The organism is Pedobacter sp. 01T416_2 (assembly GCF_056398925.1).
This window is the reverse complement of record NZ_JBFTQI010000012.1, coordinates 1-20238: the sequence shown is the minus strand read 5'-3', so window position 1 is coordinate 20238 and position 20238 is coordinate 1. Positions and strand designations below refer to the sequence as shown.

The window sequence follows — 20238 nt, the reverse complement described above, 5'->3', positions numbered from 1 at the left end:
CATTAAAGGTGGTGAGTGTTTTTTCTACAACACTATCGATCTGTTTTGAAGTGAGCACCTGTGCATGTACATGAAGGCCCAAAAACAGTGATAAAGCTAATGATATTTTAAATTTTAACGGGGAAAGGAATTGCATATTTATTGGTTTAAATAATCGTTTAAAGATAATAACCTGAGTTCGATTAATATTTATCATGATGATTAATTTTTACTCTTTACCCCAATGCGATCGTCGTCCTGAATTTATTTTACAAGTAGAAATAGTGTTTTCAATTGTCTTGTAGCTACTACGCGGTCAGCATCTTTCATGCAAAATAGACCCTGAAATGAATTCAGGGTGACGGCTCTCTAGAAAGACATATTATTAAATCCTTATTTGCCMTTTTCGAGTTTATAATCTTTGTGTACGATTAAAAAACTAGCCCGTTCTTCCTTTTTGAAAGGATAATCCCAGTTACCCTGGTAGGTAATTTTGGTTGGTAATTTATCGTCTCCGAAATAGCCCATTTCTATATTCATCTGCACATCAAAATCGAACAGCATATTGCTGTATTTCATATCTACATAACGCCCCAGAATATTGAAATTTCTTTTATCGAAAATGGTAACCAGTTCCTTGATCATGATGCCATCTTTTGTCCAGCTGCTTAAATCGGGTTTAACTGAAACCTTAAAACGATAAACCGGAATAGAATCAAGATAGGTACCGCTGGTGAAACCATAATCATAATACTGGCGCATATTGGCTGAAAATATTTCGGTTTTACTGCCAATAAAAGGAACTTTTACCGGACGGCCAGGATTAAAGATTAATGTTTTGAGTTTGTCTTTATAACTTTCATTTGTTCCGCCCTTTCCGTCAGGTTTGGGTGCATTGGGTACAAAATCGGTGTTATAGGCATTCATAAAAATGTAATCGAACATCTCTACGGTATAAAGTTGGTATTTGCCATTTTTCTTATAAATTTTCCCGGTATCCTGTTTTACCAGATACTCCATTTTATAAGGACCGCTATTGTTATGTCTTATTTTACGGTAAATTTTTCCATCAACCTTGTTCTTTTTATCGTAACTGTAAATCCTGTTTTCGGCAATGAAAGAATAACGTTTCATATCCCTAAACGATTGATAAAAGGAAGTATCGTACATCACCTTTCTGATAAATGTCTCTACATTCAATTTTTCGGCCTTGATATTTACTGCAGAATCGAGCGTAATGGTTTTAATTGTATCAGGATTAAAGCGGTTGATTTCCTGAGCGAAACCTGTGTAAAAGAGCGACGTTAACAATAATAACAAAAATACTTTTTTCATGGAAGGTAGATGTAAAAGGTAAAATGGATAATGTATCATGAAAGATGTAAAACGGGAGAAAGATTAATTCCGTCCATCTTACATCCTCCACCTTATCATTAATTCCCTAATTGTTTTAAAGCAATATAGGCCATTAATCCTGTTGATATTTTCAAGGCATCTTCATCAATATCAAATCTTGGTGTATGTACTGAATATTGCGTGTCTTTTGCGGCATTCCCAGTACCTAAACGATAAAAACAGGCATCTGTTACCTGCGAGTAGAAAGAAAAATCTTCGGCAGCCATCCAGATATCTAAATCAACCACATTGTCTTTCCCCAAAAATTCTTCGGCAAAAGCCTTTGCATTTGCTGTTAATTTTTCTTCGTTAATTAAAAATGGATAACCTCTATGGATATCAAAATCGCAACTTCCCCCCATACTTTCGGCAATTCCTTCAGCCATTTTTTTCATGCGTTTATGTGCTTCATCTCTCCAGCCCTCATCTAAGGTTCTAAACGTACCCTCGATTTTTACCTCATTCGGGATAATGTTAGTTGCTCMATTGGCATTTACCTTACCAAAAGATAAAACCGATGGTGTACGTGGATCGGCATTGCGACTAACAATCTGTTGCAAAGCAATAATGATATGCGATGCAATTAAAACCGGATCGATATTTTGGTGAGGCTGCGCACCATGACCACCTTTCCCGGTTACAGTAACATATAATTCATCTGTTGAGGCCATGTAAATACCTGAACGGAAACCTACTTTACCGGCATCAATTAACGGCATTACATGCTGACCAACAATATAATCCGGTTTTGGATTCTCCAATACACCTTCTTTAATCATGATACTTGCTCCGCCTGGCAACAACTCCTCTGCGGGCTGGAAGATCAATTTGATGGTTCCACCGAATTCATCTTTCATTTGGTTTAGGATATGAGCTGTTCCTAAAAGTGACGAAGTGTGAACATCGTGTCCGCAGGCATGCATTACGCCATGGTTTTTAGAACGGTAAGGTTTGTCGTTTGCTTCGTGAATAGGTAATGCATCCATATCGGCACGTAAAGCAATTACTTTATCAGATGGCTGGTTACCCTTAATTAAACCTACCACACCGGTATTGGCACAATCGGTATATTCAATTCCCCATTTTTTTAATTTATCCTTGATGAACAATGAAGTTTCGAATTCTTTGAAAGATAATTCAGGATTGGCATGGATATGTTGACGATAGCCTACTACATCGTTAAAAATGTTCGCGGCTAGTTCTTGGATTTTATTTTTGATCATTACTTGTTGTGGTATCTAAACTTGGTGCATTAATTTTTTCCCTAAAAATAAACAGTGTCGGGAAGTTTGGTCTGAGTTCGTTTATGAGGCGCTGCGCTTCTAAGCGTGTTCTAAAATCGCCCACTCGAACGTAATAGTTAGGTTCTTTATAAACGAGGTAGGTATTATATTTAGGATAAAGTCCTTTAAACCTTGCCTGTTCGTTAAAAACTTCGCGCCGGTCTGACCCATAGAAAATCTGTACGCGGTAACCGTAAGCCGAAACAATGGGTTTACCCGGTTTTACCTCTCCAGAAGTTTTATAAACTGCCAAACGTTTGGCAATTAAACTATCAATTAAGGGATCTTTTATAACCGTAACCTCTCCTTTTTGTGCAAAAGCAGTGGTAAAAAGGAACAAACAGCCTATAAAAGTTAATATTGTTTTCATGTGTAAAAGACCTTGGCATTTAGTGAGCAGATGAATAAAATATCATCTCATTTCTTCTTAACAACAAGAATGCCGAAATCGTTGCAAAAATCGGCATTCTTTATGGGTTAAACAAATAGTTTAGCCAGTGGTTATTTTGAGCAGGTAGTTAATATAGATTTTTGTCGTGGATATGAGGATATAAAGATTTGATTTATTACGGTCGTCACCCYGAATTTATTTCAGGGTCTTATAAGATGCTGACCACGTAGTAGCTACACGACAATTGAAAACACTATTTCTACTTGTAAAATAAATTCAGCATGACGTTGGAGCGAAGTAAATTCATTATGAGTGCAACTACACAAATAAAACTAGGGGTTTTAGTTATAAAAAAAGCCCCAACAAATGTTGAGGCTTGATAAAGCATTATATCTCTTGATTATAAATTAGCGCCGTGGCAATTTTTGAATTTTTTACCACTACCGCATGGGCAAGGTTCATTTCTGCCAACGGTTGCTTCCTTACGGATTGGCTGTTGTGGAACGGGCTCACGCGTATCGCCAAATTCGATACCTGGTTCTTCTCTACCAAATTCTTGTTTAGTAGTTTGCAACTTCGGCTGTTTTACCGGAGCTGGTGCTTCTCTAACCTGGTCTGGCTCTTGCTGAACCGGGATACCGCCTTTATATAAGAAACTTACTACTTCTTTATTTACCGCATTAAGCATGTTTTTAAATAGGTTGAAAGCTTCCATTTTATAAATCACCAATGGATCTTTTTGTTCGTAAACTGCATTTTGTACAGATTGCTTCAAATCATCCATTTCGCGTAAATGCTCTTTCCAGCTATCATCGATCAAGGCAAGGACAATGGTTTTTTCGAATGAACGAACTACTTCTTTTCCTTTATTATCGATAGCTTTTTTCAAATCAACCGCTACCTGAATACCACGGATACCATCAGTAAACGGAACCACAATCTGTTCGATGTGCTCGCCACGTTCCTGATAAACCTGGGTTAAAACTGGTAATGATTGTTGGATAATGGCTTCCGATTTACGTGCGTAAAATGCTTCAGCTTCATCAAATAACCTTTCAGTTAACTGAGGGATGTTGGTTGAAGTAAATTCTTTTTCGGTAATGGCCGTATCTAAAGAGAAGTTTTTGATTACTTCCAGTTTAAAACCATCGTAATTTCCTTCTTGTTTATATTCGCTTACGATATCTTCAGCAACATCGAAAACCATATTGTTCATATCTACATCTAAACGCTCGCCAAATAACGCGTTTTTACGTTTAGCGTAAATTACAGTACGTTGCGAGTTCATCACATCATCGTACTCCAATAAACGTTTACGGATACCAAAGTTGTTTTCTTCTACTTTTTTCTGTGCACGTTCGATAGATTTGGTAATCATAGAGTGTTGGATCACTTCACCATCKTCGATACCCATACGTACCATAATACCAGAAATACGTTCTGAACCAAATAAACGCATTAAGTTATCTTCTAACGAAACGAAGAACTGAGATGAACCCGGATCGCCCTGACGACCTGCACGACCACGTAACTGTCTATCTACACGACGAGACTCGTGACGCTCGGTACCTACAATGGCTAAACCGCCAGCTTCTTTAACACCTGCACCCAATTTAATATCGGTACCACGACCAGCCATGTTGGTTGCAATGGTTACAGTTCCTGCCTGACCAGCTTCGGCAACAATATCGGCCTCTTTCTGGTGCATTTTCGCATTTAATACATTGTGTTTAATTCCGCGGAGTTTAAGCATACGGCTTAACAATTCTGAAATCTCTACCGATGTTGTACCCACCAATACCGGGCGACCAGCTTGCGGCTCTAGTTGCCCTGTTTCAGGATTAACCGCTGGGATTAATGCACCTTTAGCATCGAGCTTAGGCACAGCCCTACCTGTTGGATCGTATTTGATTACCGGTTTGCCATCTTTTTGTTTTGGATTTCCTTCTTTATCCAATTCATATTCTGTTTCGTAGTGAGAATACGGGAAAACAAGAAACTGAATTTCTGAAGCAACAGCGTTATATTTTTCACGAACAGTACGGTAAACGTAATCCTGCTCATCTTTTCTAGAAATATTTCTGTTGGTTGGAATTTCTACCACATCTAGTTTATAGATTGACCAAAACTCGCCAGCTTCTGTTGTCGCAGTACCCGTCATACCACAAAGTTTGTGGTACATACGGAAATAATTTTGCAAGGTTACGGTTGCATATGTTTGGGTAGCATCCTCAACTTTTACATTCTCTTTAGCCTCAATTGCCTGGTGTAAACCATCAGAGTAACGACGGCCATCCATAATACGACCTGTTTGCTCATCAACAATTTTAATCTTTCCTTCATCGATGATGTATTCTACATCAATTTCAAATAAAGTATAAGCTTTTAACAATTGGTTAACCGAGTGGATGCGTTCTGCTTTAACAGAATAATCGCGCATTAAGGCATCTTTTTGAACAACCTTTTCTTCTAAAGGCATGTCAGATTTCTCTAAATCTGCAACTTCAGTACCTACATCAGGCAATACGAAGAAATGAGGATCTTCACCTGACTGGGTAATCAGTTCGATACCTTTTTCAGTTAACTCAACCTGGTTATTTTTCTCATCGATATAGAAATACAATTCAGAATCTACCTTAGGCATATTCTTAGATTGATCTGCCATATAGTGGTTTTCGGTTTTCAACAACAAACCACGAACACCGCTTTCACTTAAAAACTTAATTAAAGCTTTGTTTTTTGGCAAACCACGGTATGCACGCAATAAGGCTAAACCACCTTCACCTTCTTCGGTTCCGCTGTTGCCTGCGTTGATTAATTTCTTCGCTTCGTTTAATGCTTGGGTTACATAAGCTTTTTGTGCATTAACCAAACGTTCGATACGTGGTTTTAATTCATAAAACTCATGCTCATCGCCACGTGGAATCGGACCTGAGATAATCAAAGGGGTAYGGGCATCATCAATCAAAACTGAATCGACCTCATCCACCATTGCAAAATGCTGCTTGCGCTGCACCAATTGATCAGGTGTCTGCGACATATTGTCACGCAGGTAATCAAAACCGAATTCATTATTGGTTCCGTAGGTAATATCTGCGGCATAAGCTTTTCTCCTTTCTTCAGAGTTTGGCTCATGTTTATCAATACAATCTACACTTAAACCATGAAATTCGAATAAGGGGCCATTCCACTCACTATCACGACGGGCCAAGTAATCATTCACGGTAACAATATGAACACCTTGTCCGGCCAATGCATTTAAATAAGCCGGCAATGTACTTACCAGGGTTTTACCCTCACCGGTAGCCATCTCGGCAATTTTACCGCTGTGCAATACAATACCACCAATTAGCTGTACATCGTAATGCACCATATTCCAAACGACTTCGGTTCCTGCAGCATCCCACCTATTCGCCCATTGTGCTTTATCGCCAACAATTTTAACATTGTTTTTTCTTGCAGCATAATCTCTATCGAACTGGGTTGCGGTAACCTCTAAATAATCGTTTTCGCTTAAACGACGAGAAGTTTCTTTAATTACAGCGAAAGCTTCCGGAAGGATTTCCAAAAGTACTTTCTCTAATTCTGTGTCGCGCTCTTTACCTAAGGCATCAACCTGATCATAAATCGCTGTTTTCTGGTGAAGATCTAAATCTTCGCTTTCTGCATCAGCTTTTAGTGCTGAAATTTTCTCATCAATTTCGGTTAAAAAGGCCGAAATCTTTTCTTTAAATTCTATGGTTTTACCACGTAACTCATCGTTGCTAAGCGCAGACAGTTTACTGTAGTGTTCGTTAATTTTAACAACCAATGGCTGAATAGCCTTTATATCTCTTTCTGATTTACTTCCGAAAACCTTCGCTAAAAATCCTAACATTATAATATTTTAAATCGTATTTATTATTAAAAAATGGTGTGTTACAACAACCAAGCCATTGTCTTTCTTAAGTCAGTTTGGCAGTTGTTGGTATGAATGAGGCTAAAAACCTCTCAAAAAATCTTGTAGAAAAGAAAATTAGGGACTATTGTTCTTCGGTTTTTTTCTGATTGTTAAATCGGCAATTACCTGATTTACGCTCACATATTTTGCAACTTTCAATTGGGCTTGGGTCCCGATTAAAGCAAGCTTGGTGTACGATAACAGATAAGGGTTACGGTCTTCATTAAGTTGAACCGACTCTTTACCTGTTGAATTAACGCTGATATTATGCTCGTTACAATATTCGTTTAATATCCTTAGCCCTTCAACGCGTTCGGYTTTTGCCAAATGTGTTAAGCTAAAAAATACAAGCGATATGGTAACCAGGTGTTTCATTAATAGCGGCAAAGCTAGTTTTAATCTTTTATAAAAAGAAATTACATCATCGCAAAAAGCGTTCCTCAATTTCTAAGCTTTTTTTGCTTTTGTTTTCAACAGGTTTCGAACTCACGTTTAAATGGAACGTAAAAGCTTAGTATAATCCTTATAATTGTTTTATTTTCATAAAGACGTTAGGATTTCTTAGCGTCTTTTTTAATTTTATGCATGTCAATGAAAGTAATTACGCTATGCTATCGAAAAATAATTGATGCAACCAATACCAGCACATGGGACAAGTTTGTACATGAAGACAGTTTTGCTGAATTTAAAATGCAAGCTCAATTTTATAATCAGGAAGAGCGGCTTACTACTTTCGCCGAAATGGTACTGAATGTTCCAGAGGCAGAGAAGTTACATTTTTTGGTCAGTGCAGCTATTACTGGCTATTTGCGCCAGTTAAATGGAATTATTCCTGATGTACTGGATAATTTAGGCAGACGTTTTCTGACTTTTGAAAACTTTAAATTCGAATTGATCAATTCGGACATTAACAGTCTTGAAAAGCATAAAGTGGCCATCAATTTTTTCTCAAAACCGCTGGTTTGGCACGATACGATAGATAATTTGCTTTTGGTATCGCAATTTAAAGAAAGTAATGAAGATGAAGTTTTCACTAATATTTTTCAGATCCAGCCTTTCGTAAGTATCCACGCCATAAAAAACATTGATTAACGATGGAACTCAAACCTGGAAAAATATTTTTAGCCGATGAGCGGGGCTTAACAGAAACTTCGGCACTAAGAAGATACAGCACCTTTAATTTTGAGAAATATTACAGTGAGCACAGAACACCTTTCGGCAACTTATTTTTATGTAATGATGAATCGATTGCTGGCGGAAAGGTTACGTTTTTTCTATGCAAGGAAGATTCGCTCCAGATATTTATGCCCATTACTGGCGGAATTGATATTGTTGCCAACGGAAAAGAATTTGCTTTAGAAACCGGGCAAGTACAGGTGTTGAATATGGGTAAGGGAGAAGTTTTAGAAATCAGCAATCCTTATCAAAACAATGTGATTAACTACATACAGTTTGGGATTAAAACCGATATGTTTTTAATGCGGGCAAGTGAAATGCTTTTCAGTTTCGATTTTGAGAAAAACAAGAACCAGCTGCTCGAAATTATATCAAACCCAAAATTGCCTTTTAAATTAAGTGCCGGCATTTTTGCTGGTCGTGAAGAAGCAGTTTATAAAATGCAAAGTCCAAACCATCGGTTCTATGCTTTTATTATTGATGGGGCTTTCGAAATTGAAGGCCGCTTGATGCACTCAAGAGATGGTTTAGCGCTCTGGGATATTGAACAGGTAGAACTGGAAGCATTGGGCAACAATGCAATTGTAGTGGTTTTGGAGTTTGGATTTTAGTTTTTTTGTCATTCTGAATGCAATGAAGAATCTTTAATTTACTAATAGATTCTGAAACAAGTTCAGAATCATCTTCTCTGTGAAGTCAGATGTTACCATCTGACTTATTGCACATCTAAAAAGATTTGATTCAGTGTAAGATCCAGCGAAGCGTAGCCCTGCAAAGCCCGCCCCTTTCCCGTTCTTCACGGGATTGGGCAACGCCCAAATAATAAATTACCAGTTTATCCTTCTACAGACTCAGGATTGAATTCACCTTCTGTTATTCTGAACACACCGTATAGAATTTTTAATTTACCAAATAGATTCTGAAACAAGTTCAGAATGACGAATCGCATGGGAAAGACTGCAATGCAATCAGATGTGACCATCTTACCTAGCGTAAATCTAAAAAGATGATTCAGTGTAAGATGGTACATCTTACACCACAAACAAAAGCCTACTATTTAAAAACCACTTCTGTAGCCCCGTAACCAAACTTTTCTTTTCTGGCATCCATGTATGTTTTTACATGTGGGTTTTTACTGATCAGTTTATGGATTTTATCTCGTAGAGTACCATTTCCTGAACCGTGGATAAAAACGATTTTATCGAAATGATGCACAACCGCAGCATCCATCGCAGTTTGAAAATGATTGATCTGTATCTGCAACATTTCATCAGCTTCCAGAAAATGATGATCATCTCTCAATTTTTCGATGTGCAGATCGATTTCTTTTTGAGGGGCTGTAACTGTTTTTTTCTCTTCAGTTGATTTAAAAAAACTTTCTTTTAATTTTTGCGGATCGATGGTTACCGGAACCAGATCATCCAAGCGGATTAACCAGCCCTTATTTCTCAATTGAGGCAATTCCTTTTGTTCGGTGCTAAAATCTTTTGCCCTAAATTTCTTACGGATTACCAAAGGATCGATAGGTTTCACATCAGCTTTGCTAAATACTAAAACCTGAAAGTTAAATTCTGGCCAAAGATCAAGATCAGCCAAGGAAGCAGAATAAACTAAAGTAGAGCCGTAAGATTCGATTATCCCATGAAAAGCACCTGCATACTTCTCTTTACGCTCCGTAGTTAAGTTTACCAATAAAATATTTGGAGAATGGTTCTGCAGGTGAAAATGTACCACATTACCGGCCTTATCATCGGTAGCAACAGCTATATAAATACCGTTTTCGATTTTGTTAATACTGGGGATATTTACATGGACGGGTTTGGGGGCATCTAACTCTTCGGCTACCACACCATGACCATGTACAGAAGTTAAATTACTCACCGCAACAGGTATCTCGAAACCATCTTCATCGGTAACACCTAAAGTTTGGCTATCGATAATTTTAGTTACATAACCTTCACGTTTTTCATCAACAAAACGCACAAAATCTCCCAGTTTAAATTTCATTACTTATTTTTTTGTAAAGGTTTTCAATCTAATTCGTTGGTTCAATCAAGAAGTATTTTATCACGCATCATATCTTCTGACTTTCGACCCCTCACTCAATTAATGACGAGTATCGTTTCCGTGATAAATGCTCAGGTAACTTTCATACCTCGAAACGRCAATTTCGCCCTCGTTTACCGCGGCTAAAACGGCACAACCAGGCTCATTAATGTGCCTGCAGTTGTTAAAACGGCAATTGTGCGAGGTTTTAAAGATTTCTCTAAAAAAATGACCTAGTTCTTCTTTTTCAATATCAATAACGCCCAGTTCTCTAATTCCGGGAGAATCGACAATGAAACCGCCCTGTGGTAATTCGAACATTTCGGCAAAAGTAGTGGTATGCTGCCCTTTATCGCTCCAGTCTGAAACCTCTCCCGTTCTTAAATCACGATCGGGCAATAATGCATTAATTAAACTCGATTTCCCAACGCCCGAGTGACCAGATATCAGTGTAATTTTATTTGTAATCAATTCCTGAATAACCGGAATATTAATGCCTTTTAAAGCCGAAACTTCGTAACAGGCATAACCAATACTCTCGTATATCTCTTTAAACTCCTGAAGAATTTCTAAACCCTCTTTACTAAACAGATCGAGTTTATTAAACACCAAAACCGCAGGTACATCGTAAGCCTCGGCCGTAACCAGGAAACGATCGATGAAACCTAAAGATGTACGGGGCGAAGCCAGCGTAACCACCAACATGGCCATATCCAAATTTGCAGCCAATATCTGCGCCTGCTTACTTAGGTTGATCGATTTGCGGATAATGTAGTTTTTACGTGGCAGCATTTCGTGTATCAAACCCTGGTTGCTATCCCGTTCCAGATCAAATTTCACCCTGTCGCCAACCGCAATCGGGTTGGTGGTTTTAAGTCCTTTAATCCTGAATTTCCCAACAATCCGGCAATCATAGCGTTCGCCATTATCGGCCAAAACACTATACCAGCTCCCTGTAGATTTAATAACTAATCCCTGCATATTTGCGGTAAAGGTATGAATATGATTTCATTGGTAGAAGCGGCTAGCCAGGATAAAAGTTTGTACATTATGTTGAAGAATAAAAAGAATACCGACATTTCGGCGATATATTTTGTTATCCATTAAATATCTTACATAAATCCAACGCTTTAAAAGGCAAAAAACCTAAATTTGCGACAATAAAAATCAAAAATATAATGAGTTTCAGAATAGAACACGATACCATGGGCGAGGTGCAGGTACCAGCCGACAAATACTGGGGTGCACAAACCGAACGCTCACGCAATAACTTCAAAATCGGACCAGAAGGTTCGATGCCAAAAGAAATTATCCATGCTTTTGGATACCTGAAAAAAGCAGCTGCGCTTGCCAATACCGAACTTGGTGTATTATCAGCAGAAAAAGCCGATTTAATTGCTAAAGCTTGTGATGAAATTATTGCTGGACAGTTAGATGATCAATTTCCCTTAGTAATCTGGCAAACAGGTTCGGGTACACAAAGCAACATGAATGGTAACGAGGTGATTGCAAACCGCGCTCATGTAATTAACGGTGGTTCATTAGCTGATGATAAAAAAGCACTTCACCCTAACGATGATGTAAATAAATCACAGTCATCAAACGATACTTACCCAACAGCAATGCACATTGCAGCCTATAAACTTACGGTAGAAAATACCATTCCAGGTTTAGAAAAATTAAGAAATACTTTAGCCAAAAAAGTAGAAGAATTCAGTTCGATCGTTAAAACCGGGCGTACACACTTTATGGATGCTACCCCACTTACCTTAGGGCAGGAATTTTCGGGTTATGTACAACAGATCGATAACAGCATCAGGGCCATTAAAAATGCTTTGGTTATGGTTGCCGAGCTGGCTTTAGGTGGCACCGCCGTTGGTACTGGCTTAAATACACCAAAAGGATATGATTTTTTAGTGGCTAAAAAAATTGCTGATTTAACCGGTTTACCATTTGTTACGGCTCCAAATAAATTTGAAGCCCTGGCAGCGCATGATGCAATGGTAGAGCTTTCTGGTGCTTTAAAACGTACTGCGGTTGCTTTAATGAAAGTAGCAAACGATGTAAGAATGTTAAGTTCTGGCCCACGTTGTGGTATTGGCGAAATTGTAATTCCTGATAATGAACCAGGATCTTCAATTATGCCAGGTAAAGTTAACCCTACGCAACCAGAAGCTTTGACTATGGTTTGTGCACAAGTAATCGGTAACGATGTTGCCGTTTCAGTGGGTGGGATGAGCGGCCATTTCGAACTTAATGTGTTTAAACCACTTATTGCGGCTAATGTATTACAGTCGGCCCGCTTAATTGGCGATGCCTGCGTTTCTTTCACCGATAAATGTGCGGAAGGAATCACCGCTAACTTGCCAGAAATTGAGAAGCATCTACAAAATTCTTTAATGTTGGTTACGGCTTTAAATCCGCATGTGGGTTACGAAAACGCCGCTAAAATTGCGAAGAAAGCACATAAAGAAAATAAAACTTTAAAAGCTGCAGCTGTAGAATTGGGCTTGTTAACCAACGAACAATTTGATGAATGGGTTCGCCCGGAAGACATGGTTGGCAGTTTGAAATAATTAATTTTAAAGATGTTATAAAATAAAATTTGTCATCCTGAGCTTGTCGAAGGACCTGCTATAAATTTATAGTAAAGCCTTTCGACAGGCTCAACGTGACAAATCCGAGTGAAAATATTTTATGCTACAACCTCTTTGTTAACGGCAACAATTATAGGTATAATCAATACGGTTAATTAAAAATAGATAATATGAATTCAGTACTCTCTACATTGCTCAGCTTAGTATCCATCATTCCTCCAGTTATCATATTTGGAACCTGCTGCTATTTTTTAGCAAAAAAAAATGTAGTTGAGGCCATTTTAATGACCATAGGCTCAGGAATTGGTATACTGATACACTTATTTTATATTCTATTGCCACTATGGATTAGTAACAGGAATATCCCCTACACTGAAATTTCAAAATATTATACTTTAACCGGTATTATCGGTGCACTAGCCAATATTTGTTTTGCAGCCGGCTTTTTAATCCTGATTACCAATACCATTAAAAAGAATACTGTAACACACGATCAATTTCCTAAAAGCATCGATTAACAATACAATGAACAAGCTGCACCTGGGTTTAAAGAATTTCTACATCATCCTTTTTACATTATCGATCTTACATGTAGCTTGTAGTCCGCGGCCTAATATACAGGGCAAAGGTGAAGATTTTATGCAAGGCGTCTGGAATGAAGATTCCGTCGCTTTTAGCAATAAACTGAGCAACTACACACAGCACCATTTCAAATTTACCTGCGATTCTGTTTATATTGACATGGTTACCTACAGCAAAGTAAATTTTTACGAAGATTCTTGCTACAACAATGGCATTTGGAAAGAATATGCCAGAGGCGTTTATGTTGTTAAAGGCGATACCCTATTTGTTGGTGCCACCTTTACACACGCTAACCATAAACAAAAAATATCGGGATGTTACCGCATTGGCCGATACGACAAGAACTTCCTGATCAAAAAGAAATCTGCAGATACATTATTGTTAGAAAGTTTAAGTGACCAACGCGAAATCATATTAAACCTCAAAGAAAAAATTACCTGCATACAAAAAGAATTATAAAATGATTTTAACATCAATTAAAAAGAAATTAACCATTGCACTAGTTTTTGGTTTTTTAGCTTATCTACCAATTCAGGCAAATGCCTGGGGCACCATTGGCCATCGTGTAGTTGGCGAAATTGCCGATAGTTACTTAAAAGCTAAAACACGCAAGGCTATTCAGGGCATCTTAGGTTATGAAACTTTGGCCATGAGTGCCAACTGGGGTGATTTTATCAAATCAGACTCTACCTACAATTACATGTATAACTGGCATTTTGTTAATCTTCCGGCGGGACTGAACAAAGAAGGCGTTTACAACTTTTTAGAAACTGAAAAATCACCTAATCTTTACAACAAAATACCTGATTTAATTGCTGTATTAAAGAAAGCAAGCAGCACTGCAGCCGAAAAGAAATTGGCTTTACGCATGTTGGTACACCTGGCAGGCGATTTATGTCAGCCTATGCATGTTGCCCGTAAAGATGATTTGGGTGGTAACCGTATTTCGGTGTTATGGTTCAATGAAAAATCGAACATCCACAGGGTTTGGGATGAACAGCTTATCGAATATCAGCAGTTGAGCTATACAGAATATGCGAAAGCAATTAATCACCCTTCAGCAATTCAGCTGTATAACTGGCAAAACACAGGCCTTAAAGATTGTATTTACGAATCGTACGGCATTTGCAATAAAATATACGATACCACCAAACCGGATGCTAAATTAAGCTATCGCTACAATTTTGATTGGGTTGATACCCTTAACGAACAGCTATTAAAAGGTGGTGTTCGATTGGCGAAAATGTTAAACGACATCTACGGATAATATTTTAGATATTCTCGATGCCTCAACGCTAAAAAGCTTGGGGCTTTTTTTTCGTCCGTTGTAGCATATCAGAAGCTAGTTTCGTTTATCTGATGTATACCAAAACCAATTAAAACTGATGAAAAAATTACTACTTATCTTAACCCTATGCATGGCATTTGCCTGTAAAAAGAAAGAAACTCTTGCAATTGACGATATTACGAGTTACAAATGGCCCTTGCAATCGGCAACTGTTAGTCCTGTTTTAACCGTAAACGAAAAATCGAGCAGCAATTTCATGACGCTTTCAGGACCTAGTTCTTGTTTAAACAACAATTACGCATTAAGTTTTTCATCAAACGGATCTTATGCTTTCACCTCTACAGGTCCATTATGCGACATGATGTCCTTTCAAAATGCCAAATGGACAAAAAGTGGAAATGAAATCACGCTAAATACTGGTTTCGGCAATACAGAAACTGTAAATTTAAACGGGACAAATATCATTCAAAAATATACTTTTGAGAAGGAAGGAACAACCTACACCGTTACTTATATATTTACAGCAAAATCTAAATAATATTGAAAATTTTAATGGTTTGCCTTGGTAACATCTGCCGTTCACCTTTGGCCGAAGGCATTATGCGCCATCTGGCAGATAAACAGAACTTAAATTGGGAAATTGCTTCGGCAGGAACGGGCAATTGGCATATCGGCAAAGCCCCCGATCACAGGAGTATTTCAGCAGCGAAAGCGCTAGGTTACGACATCAGCAAACAGCGGGCACAACAATTTAACCACTCTATGTTTGCTAAATACGATCTGATTTTGGTTATGGACCAGAATAATTTAGCTGATGTTAAAAACCTTGCTAAAAGCGAAGAAGAGCGAAAAAAGGTTAAACTTTTTCTTGATAACGACGAAGTTACAGATCCATATTGGGATAATGCCCTGTTTAACCCTGTTTGCAGGCAGGTTGAAGAAAGATGTATAGAAATTATCAAACAACTTTCTTAAATTTAAAGCTCAATATCCATCACTAACCAAGTCAGCAAAAATGAAAAAGTACCTATCCATATGCTTATTAATTGCATCCGTTTTTTTATTCCAAAGCTTTACCACCGCTAAGAAATCGGCAAAAGTTTTAGTTTTTTCCAAAACCAAAGGCTTTAGACACAACTCTATCGAGATCGGAAAAGAAGTGATCCAAAAGCTGGGCACTGAACATCACTTTGAAGTAGATACCACAGAAAATGCGGATGTTTTTACAGAAGATAACCTTAAAAAATATGCTGCTGTAATTTTTTTAAGTACCACAGGCGATGTTTTGGATAATAAACAACAGGTTGCTTTCGAAAGATATATCCAGGCCGGTGGAGGCTTTGTAGGCATCCACGCCGCAACCGATACTGAATACGATTGGCCTTGGTATGGTAAATTGGTCGGCGCTTATTTTACAAGTCACCCAGCAGTTCAGGAAGCTAAATTTATCATTAAAGACAAAAAACATCCTTCAACCAAATTCTTTACCGATTCAGTTTGGATGAGAAAAGATGAGCTATATAACTTTAAAGATATCAATCCAGATATTAAAGTGCTGATTACCTTAGATGAGAAATCTTATACCGGCGGTAAAAATGGTAATTTTCATCCTTTTAGCTGGTACCACAATTTTGATGGCGGAAGGGCTTTCTATACCTGTATGGGGCATACTAAAGAAGGCTGGGCTGATGATAAATTCCAGAACCATTTATGGGGCGGTATCGAATATGCCATAGGCAGACAAAAGAAACTAGACTACAGTAAGGCTCATTCTAAATTCTAAGATCAAGAGGTTGTATCACAAAGACAATTTTACCTCAGATGCTGTCATGTTGAGCTTGTTGAAACACCTTAAAAGTATTTAACAGGTCCTTCGACAAGCTCAACATGACAAATCTATATTTATGATACAACCTTTCATTCCCATCTAATAAAACAACTGAGAAAGCACATTGCTTGCACTTGGAACAGCAGGTTTTAACGAAGTAAACTTGGCCAATTGTGCAACCGTTAAAGCGGTTCCCAGTTTCGATTTCAATCCAGAAAACAATTTACCAAATTTGCTTTGATAAGCAGCAGGATCTGTTTTTTGAGTGGCCATAATGGTTGCTTTCTGCACCAGAAAATCTTTCACAATTGTAGTTACAGTTGGTTTTTGAGCCGGAGTTAAACTTAAGGCAGGAGCTAGTTTACCAATAATGCCAGAGGTTAAACTTGCCGCATCGAAACCTGTGCTTGCTGCCGCAGCAGATCCAACTTTACTTAAAAGACTTTGTGCATGAGATGCAAAGTTAAGGCCCAATACCAGGGCAGATAAAATCAATATTTTTTTCATTTCAATAGTTATATATTTAACTAAGGTAAATAATTTACACCTTTTAGGAATGAATATTTTATGAAGTTTTGGCTTTTTTCAAATTAACCAAATAAATATAATTCAGCATACAGAAAGAGGCCACAGCCCCGAAAGTATGCCATAAAAAATGCGTACCAATTGTTAATACATCCCATTTATCGGCAATGCGGAAAGTTAGCGCGAATATGAAAGCAATTAGGGCAAAGCCAACCCATTTGCCATTTTTCCACTCTGTTTTGATCAAATAACCAAATACCGGAAATAAAACCAGCGCGGCCATAAATGCATAATTGATGTTGATGAAGATCTGAAAATCGCCATTACTAAAAAGCCGCCTCACATAAAACTGAAAGAAAGCATACAAGGCTACAATTAAAACGGCAAAATACCACTTGGTTAGTTTGGAAAGAAAGTACACCCCAGCCGAAAGGCATAAAAGCATAATCGGCATCCAGTCCATCATAATAAAAATTGGCCAACGCCTCAATCCATGATAAGTGGTGCCTCCAATTCCGCCTATATAAAGTAAAACCAGGGCAATAGTTAGAAAGGTATGCTGTTTAAAATTCCCCCAAATTTTTATTGTCCAATACACTGCAATAGCTAAAAAAAAGCAACTTGTTATAGTATTAAATGGCTCAGGAAAAAGCTGGCTAAGATTCGTTTCAGTATACATTGTACCTCCATCGGGAGGATTCTGGATAAAAGCGCTCATAGTTAATTAACGTAAACTGAAATTAAATGTTTGGTGAATCCATGTAACGATCAAGATGTAAAAATAATTTCGTGTTTACATTTTCAAGAGGTTAAATATTGGTTAACTCTTTTCCTTCAGCTGGTATTTTTTTGTACTTTAGGTGGATCTAAGCTATAATGATGATGAAACACATATTAATTCTTTTTCTATTCTTAACAACGACAATTTACGCCCAAACACCACCTAAACCTTACGGTGCACTACCATCAAAAAGGCAACTGGCCTGGCATGATATTGAAGTTTACGGCCTAATCCATTTTACGCCAACTACATTCGAAAACAAAGAATGGGGCTTTGGCGATGCTGACCCGAAAACATTTAACCCAACAGATTTCAACGCCGATCAAATTATTAAAGCAGCCAGGGCCGGTGGATTAAAAGGCATCATCTTAGTTGCAAAACATCATGATGGTTTTGCTTTATGGCCAACCAAAACGACCGATTATAACATAAGTAAAAGTCCTTTCAGAGCAGGCAAAGGAAATTTAGTTAAAGAAGTGGAGCAGGCTGTACGTAAAAACGGTTTAAAGTTTGGGGTATACTGCTCGCCATGGGACAGGAACAACGCGCTTTATGGTACCGATAAATATTTGGCCATTTATCAGGCCCAGTTAAAAGAACTTTACAGCAATTTTGGCGAACTTTTTATGAGCTGGCACGATGGTGCTAATGGTGGTGATGGCTATTATGGTGGTGCAAAAGAAAAACGCTCGATAGATAACACTACCTATTACGATTGGAAAAATACCTGGGCCATTACCCGTAAAATGCAGCCCATGGCCAATATTTTTAGCGATATAGGTTTGGATATCCGCTGGGTAGGTAATGAAGATGGTCATGCAGCGCCAACCTCTTGGGCTACTTTTACACCGATGGCTCCTGATGGGAAAAATGAAGCCGTTCCCGGTCAGGCAAATTATCCGCAAAGTCCTGAAGGAATACGAAACGGTAAATTCTGGATGCCAGCAGAATGTGATGTTCCTTTAAGAAAAGGATGGTTTTACCATGCCAACGAAAAACCTAAAACCCCAGAAAAACTGTTCGATCTATATTTAAAAAGTGTTGGCCGTGGCGCAGGTTTAGATCTTGGTTTAGCACCCGATACCCGTGGACAACTTCACGAGGATGATGTTGCTGCACTGAAAACTTTTGGCGACATGGTTAAACATACTTTCGAGAATAACCTGGCCAAAAATGCCCAAATTAGAGCGAGCAACAGTAGAGGCAAAAAGTATGATGTTACTTCCCTGCTTGATGGTAAAAGGGAAAGTTACTGGGCAACACAGGATGATATTCATCAGGCAAGTTTAGAAGTAGATTTAAAAACTGCTAAAACCTTTGATATCATTAGCCTACAAGAGTATATTCCCTTGGGTCAGCGAATAGAGGCTTACACCATCGAGGTATTTGAAAACAATGCATGGAAAAAAGTTTACGACGGCACGAGCATCGGCGCGAAACGTTTGATTAAATTGGAGAGTCCCGTTACAACTAATAAAGTAAAAATAATCATTACTAAATCTCCGGTTTGTATTACGCTAAGTGAAATTGGGATATATAAATTCACAAACTAATTTTAATTTGCCCTGCTTAAGCTATCGCTAAGTTTGAAAGTGAGTTCTGCAACATTTGATATTTCTTTGGATGTTTGTTTACTGTACTTTGATACGCTATCAGCTTGAATATCTCTTAACATCAAAGCAGCAGCAAGAGACATTTTTTTGGCAATTTCTGCTTTCTTCGAACGATCGTAAGCCTCTAAATCTTTAAGCTTAAGAGGCTTCATCTGTTTGATAATTTGCAGGTTATTCTGGCTGGGGATAATGCCATAATCGTTCACTTCTCTAAGTTTTTCCTCTTTTGATAAGGATGCTTTCAAATATAAAAGCTGATTAAAGGAAATCAGGTTATCGCTAAAACTATCCCTTAGCTTCTTGTATTGTTGCGTTTGATAATTCGGAGTAAAAAAGGCTACTCCAAACGAAAAAGCAATAAATAAAATAAACACGCCTGCATAACGCAATTGAGTATTCTGCCAGGGCTGCTTTTGTAATTTAAAGCTAAAAATATAGCAGATTATAAAACCAGCTATCATGCCTGCAATATGTGTTGCATTATCAGTTGATTTAGATAATGATCCATTTAAAATAATTATCGCAGTTACAAAAACTGTACTGATCAACAATGCCCGGCTTGCATTTTTCTCAAAATATTTATTGAGCAAAAGTGCTATAAGTGCACCCATTACTCCCATAACCGCACCAGAAGCGCCAAAAATATAACCCACTTCGTGAAAAAGTAAGCTGATAAATCCGCCACAAATGCCACTTAACAAATAAATAGTTAAGAATTTTTTCCATCCTAATTTATTTTCAACCATTAATCCTAAATAGATTTATGCGTACATGTTAAAAAACAGATGAGAAAACGACCCATGGATAAACAAGC

Annotated in this window: 20 protein-coding genes; 10 read left to right on the top strand and 10 right to left on the bottom strand. The window is 37.9% G+C overall.

The annotated features are described in order from the left end of the window. Nucleotides 1–372 precede the first annotated feature (372 nt). The 5 genes from AC1DPQ_RS01220 to AC1DPQ_RS01200 form a co-directional block, all read right to left on the bottom strand. A complete protein-coding gene (locus AC1DPQ_RS01220; protein WP_477607588.1) occupies nucleotides 373–1314 on the bottom strand; it encodes a hypothetical protein in 942 nt (313 codons plus the stop codon). A gap of 98 nt (nucleotides 1315–1412) precedes the next feature. Next, nucleotides 1413–2597, bottom strand: coding sequence for a M20 metallopeptidase family protein (locus AC1DPQ_RS01215; RefSeq protein ID WP_477607586.1), 1185 nt, complete (start codon nucleotides 2595–2597; stop codon nucleotides 1413–1415). Then, on the bottom strand, nucleotides 2584–3027 hold the full coding sequence (locus AC1DPQ_RS01210) for an SPOR domain-containing protein (RefSeq protein WP_215130087.1): 444 nt from the start codon (nucleotides 3025–3027) through the stop codon (nucleotides 2584–2586). Before AC1DPQ_RS01210 ends, AC1DPQ_RS01215 begins: the two co-directional genes overlap by 14 nt. A 421-nt stretch (nucleotides 3028–3448) precedes the next feature. Next, on the bottom strand, nucleotides 3449–6925 hold the full coding sequence (locus AC1DPQ_RS01205; RefSeq protein ID WP_477607584.1) for a preprotein translocase subunit SecA: 3477 nt from the start codon (nucleotides 6923–6925) through the stop codon (nucleotides 3449–3451). 138 nt (nucleotides 6926–7063) lie between these two features. Further along, complete coding sequence (locus AC1DPQ_RS01200; protein ID WP_477607582.1) at nucleotides 7064–7432, bottom strand: hypothetical protein; 369 nt, start codon at nucleotides 7430–7432, stop codon at nucleotides 7064–7066. Between the two features lie 141 nt (nucleotides 7433–7573). On the opposite strand from AC1DPQ_RS01200, the gene AC1DPQ_RS01195 reads away from it, so the two are divergent. Beyond that, the gene (locus tag AC1DPQ_RS01195) at nucleotides 7574–8080 is read left to right on the top strand and encodes a hypothetical protein (RefSeq protein ID WP_477607580.1); all 507 of its coding nucleotides are present in this window, start codon (nucleotides 7574–7576) and stop codon (nucleotides 8078–8080) included. A gap of 2 nt (nucleotides 8081–8082) precedes the next feature. After that, nucleotides 8083–8775: a pirin family protein gene (locus tag AC1DPQ_RS01190; RefSeq protein WP_477607578.1), complete on the top strand. Its 693-nt coding sequence runs from the start codon at nucleotides 8083–8085 to the stop codon at nucleotides 8773–8775. A 442-nt stretch (nucleotides 8776–9217) separates the two neighbouring features. Here AC1DPQ_RS01190 and AC1DPQ_RS01185 read toward each other — a convergent pair whose 3' ends face one another. Together AC1DPQ_RS01185 and rsgA are read right to left on the bottom strand one after the other, a co-directional pair. Continuing rightward, a complete protein-coding gene (locus AC1DPQ_RS01185) occupies nucleotides 9218–10171 on the bottom strand; it encodes a Smr/MutS family protein (RefSeq protein WP_477581226.1) in 954 nt (317 codons plus the stop codon). 99 nt (nucleotides 10172–10270) lie between these two features. Beyond that, the gene (rsgA, locus tag AC1DPQ_RS01180) at nucleotides 10271–11191 is read right to left on the bottom strand and encodes a ribosome small subunit-dependent GTPase A (RefSeq protein WP_477607576.1); all 921 of its coding nucleotides are present in this window, start codon (nucleotides 11189–11191) and stop codon (nucleotides 10271–10273) included. 197 nt (nucleotides 11192–11388) lie between these two features. Here rsgA and fumC point away from each other — a divergent pair, with 197 nt between their 5' ends. The 7 genes from fumC (at nucleotide 11389) to AC1DPQ_RS01145 (ending at nucleotide 16460) form a co-directional block, all read left to right on the top strand. Next, complete coding sequence (gene fumC, locus AC1DPQ_RS01175) at nucleotides 11389–12786, top strand: class II fumarate hydratase (protein WP_477581229.1); 1398 nt, start codon at nucleotides 11389–11391, stop codon at nucleotides 12784–12786. Nucleotides 12787–12977: 191 nt separating this feature from the next. Then, entirely contained in the window at nucleotides 12978–13325 is a 348-nt protein-coding gene (locus tag AC1DPQ_RS01170) for a hypothetical protein (protein ID WP_477581230.1), read from the top strand. Between the two features lie 7 nt (nucleotides 13326–13332). Next, nucleotides 13333–13848: a fumarate hydratase gene (locus AC1DPQ_RS01165; RefSeq protein WP_477581232.1), complete on the top strand. Its 516-nt coding sequence runs from the start codon at nucleotides 13333–13335 to the stop codon at nucleotides 13846–13848. Between the two features lies 1 nt (nucleotide 13849). Next, on the top strand, nucleotides 13850–14656 hold the full coding sequence (locus AC1DPQ_RS01160; protein ID WP_477581234.1) for a S1/P1 nuclease: 807 nt from the start codon (nucleotides 13850–13852) through the stop codon (nucleotides 14654–14656). A gap of 118 nt (nucleotides 14657–14774) precedes the next feature. Further along, nucleotides 14775–15215, top strand: a complete 441-nt coding sequence (locus AC1DPQ_RS01155; RefSeq protein ID WP_477581235.1) for a hypothetical protein — start codon at nucleotides 14775–14777, stop codon at nucleotides 15213–15215. Nucleotides 15216–15217: 2 nt separating this feature from the next. Beyond that, complete coding sequence (locus AC1DPQ_RS01150) at nucleotides 15218–15652, top strand: low molecular weight protein-tyrosine-phosphatase (RefSeq protein WP_477581237.1); 435 nt, start codon at nucleotides 15218–15220, stop codon at nucleotides 15650–15652. Nucleotides 15653–15692: 40 nt separating this feature from the next. Continuing rightward, nucleotides 15693–16460, top strand: a complete 768-nt coding sequence (locus AC1DPQ_RS01145; protein ID WP_477581239.1) for a ThuA domain-containing protein — start codon at nucleotides 15693–15695, stop codon at nucleotides 16458–16460. A 144-nt stretch (nucleotides 16461–16604) separates the two neighbouring features. Here AC1DPQ_RS01145 and AC1DPQ_RS01140 read toward each other — a convergent pair whose 3' ends face one another. Together AC1DPQ_RS01140 and AC1DPQ_RS01135 are read right to left on the bottom strand one after the other, a co-directional pair. Further along, nucleotides 16605–17012, bottom strand: coding sequence for a hypothetical protein (locus AC1DPQ_RS01140; RefSeq protein WP_477581241.1), 408 nt, complete (start codon nucleotides 17010–17012; stop codon nucleotides 16605–16607). Nucleotides 17013–17070: 58 nt separating this feature from the next. Continuing rightward, nucleotides 17071–17748, bottom strand: coding sequence for a hypothetical protein (locus tag AC1DPQ_RS01135; RefSeq protein WP_477607574.1), 678 nt, complete (start codon nucleotides 17746–17748; stop codon nucleotides 17071–17073). A gap of 164 nt (nucleotides 17749–17912) precedes the next feature. Between AC1DPQ_RS01135 and AC1DPQ_RS01130 the strand changes: the two genes are divergently transcribed. After that, nucleotides 17913–19364, top strand: a complete 1452-nt coding sequence (locus AC1DPQ_RS01130; RefSeq protein ID WP_477607572.1) for an alpha-L-fucosidase — start codon at nucleotides 17913–17915, stop codon at nucleotides 19362–19364. Nucleotides 19365–19366: 2 nt separating this feature from the next. Here AC1DPQ_RS01130 and AC1DPQ_RS01125 read toward each other — a convergent pair whose 3' ends face one another. Beyond that, the gene (locus tag AC1DPQ_RS01125) at nucleotides 19367–20170 is read right to left on the bottom strand and encodes a rhomboid family intramembrane serine protease (RefSeq protein WP_477607570.1); all 804 of its coding nucleotides are present in this window, start codon (nucleotides 20168–20170) and stop codon (nucleotides 19367–19369) included. Nucleotides 20171–20238: the final 68 nt, after the last annotated feature.